This is a genomic window from Limnofasciculus baicalensis BBK-W-15 (genome assembly GCF_024178385.1).
GTDB lineage: Bacteria > Cyanobacteriota > Cyanobacteriia > Cyanobacteriales > Coleofasciculaceae > Limnofasciculus > Limnofasciculus baicalensis.
The window spans coordinates 1-4,817 of record NZ_JAMZMM010000411.1 but is presented as its reverse complement, the minus strand read 5'-3'; the positions used below and the strand labels follow the sequence as shown (position 1 = coordinate 4,817).

Below are 4,817 nucleotides of genomic sequence, written 5' to 3'. Positions count from 1 at the left end.
GGGTTGGGGTGGTTGGATTGGGTGTTTTTTTTTAACGCAGAGGTACGCAGAGGTGGGCACAGAGGTGCGCAGAGGGTTGAGGGGAGGTTATGGGTTTTAGCTGAGATTTTGCTCTATCGATAATATCTTTTTTTTAGATTGCATCATATATCAAGAAATACATCTACATCAATCTGAGCTTGTTTTAAGATATTTCTTAATGTTCCTTCTTTAATTTCTCGATGATGAGGAATAGTTGTTTTTGCTTCTGTGATATAATTATACTAAATTTCATGATCTCCTTTGGCGCTACGATAAAATTCAAAGCCTAATTTTCGTAGTTTTTGAGTTACTTTTTGATAAGAAAATCCAGCTAATCTTCCCATTATATTTCTAAGATAAGAGGGTATTCAAATTGATTGGGAACTTTAAATAAAGTTAATTTTTTACTGTCTTTTTGTTCCATCTCAAGTAATATTCTCGCTACATCTTCTGCAATTTCGATAACTTCCTCTAAGGTTTGTCCTTCAGCAACTAAACCTTGTAAATCATCACTTGTAGCAACAAAATATTCTTGTCCTTCTTCTTCGTATTTTTCTATATTCAGCTTAATTAAGGTTTGCATTAGCAAAACTCCTGTAACTATAGTTAATTTAAGGCTTTTCGTTCTAATTGTTTTTGTGGAGTTGTGCAGACATAGACTATACTAGATGGGCTAGTTTTTTCTCTAATTCTTTGACTTGATCTTGTAATTGATCGAAATCGTCGATTAACTGCAAAATAGCAATCGGAATGTCCTCTGTTATTTCCGGTTTAGCGATAGAATTAATTTGGGACTTTGCCCATGTCTGTAATTTGAACAGTTTCAGTTGCTGAAAACCCAGAGGTGTTAATTCCCATCGATCTCGCGGTGACGCTGTTTCTACATACTCTTTAACTAAACTTTCTTCAGCTAACTGGTGCAATACTACCATGAGATCGGGTTCTCTGGCAACATCTCGATTAGCTAGAGCTTGGGCTAGTTCATACCAACTCCATCGTCCTTTACCTTTTTCTATTAATTCTAGTATAGTTAGTTTGAGTTTTGTGAGTTCAGTTGAGTTTGTCATGAGATTTCCTCCAGGCTAGGGTGAAATAAAACTCCATACAGCAAGCCCTATTTAGTAATGATATCTTAATTGTGCAATTAAAATTCCATCTTCTTGGACTTTGTAAATAATCCGATGTTCGTCATCAATTCGTCTTGACCAATAACCGGATAAATTATGTTTTAATGGTTCTGGTTTGCCAATACCTTCAAAGGGAGAACGCTGAATATCTTTGATGATATTATTAATACGAGTTAGTATTTTTTTGTCAGTTTTTTGCCAATATAAATAATCGTCCCAAGCATTTTCTGAAAAAATCAGGTGCATTTATTCAATTAACTCCTTTTTTTTTCCTCCTCCTCCTTCTAATTCATCAATAGATTCAAGGAGACGTTGGGCGTTTTTAGGACTTCTAAGTAGATAGGCAGTTTCTGCAAAAGACAGATAATCTTCTAAGGACATAATTACCACAGAAGGTTTGTCATCTCTGGTGATAACGACAGGATTACAATCCTCACAAACTTTATCCATTGTTTGTTCTAATTGTTTTTGTGCAGTTGTATAGTGAACAGCATCCATAATTGTTTTTAACCTTATTGCTATCAACCCAGTTTCCGATCCTGGTATCAAGATGTTAGAATTTACACACCTACACCTTAAGGGGATTTATCTGGTTCTGGAGTAGGATTGTCAGAGGGAGTTTCTTGATTTTGTTGAGGGGGTTGTCCTTCCTCAGTCTTTTCCTCCTGATTCCCTTCGGTTTCATTTTTCCGCTTGGCTTCTTGCACTAACTGATTCAACTTTTCCTCCAAATAGGGATTGCCGGGAAAATTGACACCAGTCGCATCCCTTAACACGTCAACATAGCGACCTTCATTATAAGCTGTTTGAACCTTATCGAATTGTGCTTTAGCCTTTTTCCATTGCTCGATTTTTACCTGGGCTTCTTTGTAGGAGGGGTTTTCAGCTAAAATGGATTCAACATCTGCGATCGCTCCATCTAAGTTCCCTTGTTGGTATTTCTGGGCTGCCGCAGCTAAAATCTTGCCATTTTCAATCGCTGATTTTATTTTATCTGGCGATTCTTTGGGTGAGGGACTTTCTTTGGGAGTGGAGCTAGCTTTAGTTTCCTTGGGTGTGGGATTAGCTTTGGTTTCCTCTGGAGTGGGAGTAGCTTCAGTTTCTTCTGGAGCAGGAGTAGCTTCAGTCTTGGCGACTGTTGCTTTTCCACCACAATCTATATACTGTTCAAATACCCATCCCTTAGTTGGTGCATTAATTTCTACCCAACCATTTTGCTTCTTATTAGAGATAGCCAGAGACTCCCCTGGTGTAAGAGTCTTAATTATATTGTCGTCTGTATTAGTGTTAGGTTCAGATCGCACATTGAGCGGGCTATTACCTACAGTACAATTAGTTGGCTCTCCAGATTTTCCCGACGAGAAGGCATTCCAAAAGCCTTGACTGGTAGCATAAGCCATACCTACTCCCACCATTAATGCTATTCCCACACCGATAGCGAGAGGTAATCCGTCAGCTTTTTCGGTAGATACTGATTGTCTGCTAGGGGGAGGAGGAGTTGGTGGTTGTGGTCGAGGTAAAGGAGCCGGAGCTACTGGCATTGTACGCTGTTGTGAGGGAGGAGAAGGATAACGCTGTGGCGGTGCAGCTTCTCTTGCTCCTGGGATATCTTGTTGGGTGGGATATCCTGGACTTGATGGATTATTTCTAATTTGCTGTAAAGCCTGTAATGCTTCTGTTGCAGACTGATAGCGATCTTTAAAATGATACCGTACCATTTTGGTGAGGATATCGGCGAGTCCTTTACTGACTGGCACCACATGCTCCCACAGGATTTCCCCTGTATTAATATCATCCTGAAACTGCATTGGCATTAATCCTGTCAATGCTTGAATACCAATAACTCCCAATCCATAAATATCGCTAGTCGGACGAGGTTGCCCCATCGCCTGCTCGCTTGCCATATATCCCGGCGTACCAATTGCTACAGTATTAGTTACTTGTCCGTAAGTACTGGATAGTTGGGTACGGACTTGTTTTACTGCGCCAAAATCTACTAGAACTATTTTATTGTCAGAGTTACGTCTAATCAGGTTATCTGGTTTGATGTCGCGATGAATCACCCCGTGGCGGTGGACAAACTCTAAAACCGTTAAAATTTCTTGGAGTAACTCAATAACTCGGCTTTCTGCCCAATGTTGACCAGGTAGCAATTCTTGCCTTAAGGAATGCCCTTCGATAAATTCTTGCACCAGGTAAAATTCCTTGTCTTCCTCAAAGTAAGCCAGTAACCGAGGAATCTGATCGTGATGTCCCAGTCTTTCGAGGGTTTCCGCTTCGCTAGTAAAGAGCCGTCTGGCGGTTTCCAAGAAATTGGTGTCGCTATTGGCAGGCTTAAGCTGTTTTACTACACAGACAGGATTACCTGGTCGTCTAGTATCCTGTGCCAGATAGGTTTTGCCAAATCCACCTGCACCAAGAACTCGATCTACTTGATAACGTCCGTCTAGTAACTTGCCTAACATGGGAGTAATACGCCTGTTGAGTTCATATTTCAATATTTACATACTTGAGGAGGGAATTCATTTCAGGATTGTGCCAGTTTACAGCAATTATTTACTCTTTTCCTAGGCACTTGCCTGTGCCAATTCCTCCCAGCGCTTTTGCCACATAGCCTGAATTCCCTCGACTACTTCTGGCAAATCGGCAAAGGCTTGACCTTGACGCTTAATTTCTGGCGCTAATTCTTCGAGGAAAATGCGATCGCTACAACATTGCAATACATGTCCCCATGCTGCTTGCCATGTGCTACCTGCTTCCTGGCGCAGCCGCATGGGTCTTAAGCGTTCCTCTTCTTGCCGCAGGTACTGAGCTTTTTTTGCCCAAGCTTCCCGCCACTTCTGAACGGTTTCTGACTCTTGGTCTTTGTCATACCATTGGGCTTCTGTATGGAGGATTTCGCCTAATTCGTCGAGACTTGCGCGATCGCGACAATTTCCTATCGCCATTAGCCCTTGTTCTACCCAAAGCGGTAAATTGCGATAACTGATAAACTTACCGCGCCCTTCGACGAATTTTACCCAAATTTGGTAACGCCAGCACTCAATCCGTTCTATTTGCCGGAATGGTACTTTCAGAAATGCTGCCACTTGAACGCGGACTCGAGCCAGTGAAAATGCAGTTGGGTCAACGATGCCAGCGGTAATCAAATTTACGGACATGGATTTCACTCCTGGGTTTTGAGCGGTTTGACCACCCAAAAATTTAGCCACCCCATGACAATAGTGAGTCGGGGTGGCTAAAGGAATGTTACCATTTCTTCTAGCCGCCACACTGCTTTTTTCAGTTTGGGGGTTAGCCGTCGGTGGCTGCTCTTAACAGCTCCGATCGGCGCTAATATTTTTAGGTTTTTTGTTTAAGTAACACCAGTGTAGCAGATTTGCGGACATCTGTTCAATGGTCAAGTTTTTTTCATAAATCTTTACAATTCACTTGAGATAGAGAATATTGAAGTGGTTCACAATAGTGTGGGAAATTCCCAAAAGGTTATTAGCCCTCCTTTGGATTATTGGACAACAATAGCTGAAACGACGCAAATTCGTCAAGTATTGAGAATTAATCTTAATAATTTTCACGAAGTTAAGCCACTTTCAGCCGTTTGTGAATTTGTTAAGTTATAAGAAAATAGCCTGAAAACCCCGTGACTTGAGTCCGGGGATGAAAGGCATT

7 protein-coding genes and 1 pseudogene are annotated in these 4,817 nt (G+C 41.3%); 1 reads left to right on the top strand and 7 read right to left on the bottom strand.

From position 1 onward, the window contains the following. Positions 1-143 precede the first annotated feature (143 nt). From NJ959_RS30840 to NJ959_RS25540, 7 genes and pseudogenes are all read right to left on the bottom strand, one after another. Positions 144-365: pseudogene (locus NJ959_RS30840) on the bottom strand (type II toxin-antitoxin system HicA family toxin). Next, entirely contained in the window at positions 365-604 is a 240-nt protein-coding gene (locus NJ959_RS25565) for a type II toxin-antitoxin system HicB family antitoxin (protein WP_254014577.1), read from the bottom strand. The pseudogene NJ959_RS30840 and the gene NJ959_RS25565 overlap by 1 nt, the downstream one beginning before the upstream one ends. Before the next feature lie 76 nt (positions 605-680). Next, positions 681-1,088 (bottom strand): hypothetical protein, encoded by a 408-nt coding sequence (locus NJ959_RS25560; protein ID WP_254014576.1) that lies wholly within the window; start codon positions 1,086-1,088, stop codon positions 681-683. Positions 1,089-1,139: 51 nt separating this feature from the next. Beyond that, positions 1,140-1,394, bottom strand: a complete 255-nt coding sequence (locus NJ959_RS25555) for a Txe/YoeB family addiction module toxin (RefSeq protein ID WP_254014575.1) — start codon at positions 1,392-1,394, stop codon at positions 1,140-1,142. Next, positions 1,395-1,646 (bottom strand): type II toxin-antitoxin system Phd/YefM family antitoxin, encoded by a 252-nt coding sequence (locus NJ959_RS25550; RefSeq protein ID WP_254014574.1) that lies wholly within the window; start codon positions 1,644-1,646, stop codon positions 1,395-1,397. Between the two features lie 77 nt (positions 1,647-1,723). Then, positions 1,724-3,646 carry a protein kinase domain-containing protein gene (locus tag NJ959_RS25545; protein ID WP_254014573.1) on the bottom strand — a complete coding sequence of 641 codons (1,923 nt, stop codon included), beginning with the start codon at positions 3,644-3,646 and terminating at the stop codon, positions 1,724-1,726. A 69-nt stretch (positions 3,647-3,715) separates the two neighbouring features. Further along, positions 3,716-4,420, bottom strand: a complete 705-nt coding sequence (locus NJ959_RS25540) for a hypothetical protein (protein WP_254014572.1) — start codon at positions 4,418-4,420, stop codon at positions 3,716-3,718. Positions 4,421-4,600: 180 nt separating this feature from the next. Between NJ959_RS25540 and NJ959_RS25535 the strand changes: the two genes are divergently transcribed. After that, positions 4,601-4,768 carry a hypothetical protein gene (locus NJ959_RS25535; RefSeq protein WP_254014571.1) on the top strand — a complete coding sequence of 56 codons (168 nt, stop codon included), beginning with the start codon at positions 4,601-4,603 and terminating at the stop codon, positions 4,766-4,768. The last annotated feature ends 49 nt before the right edge of the window (positions 4,769-4,817 follow it).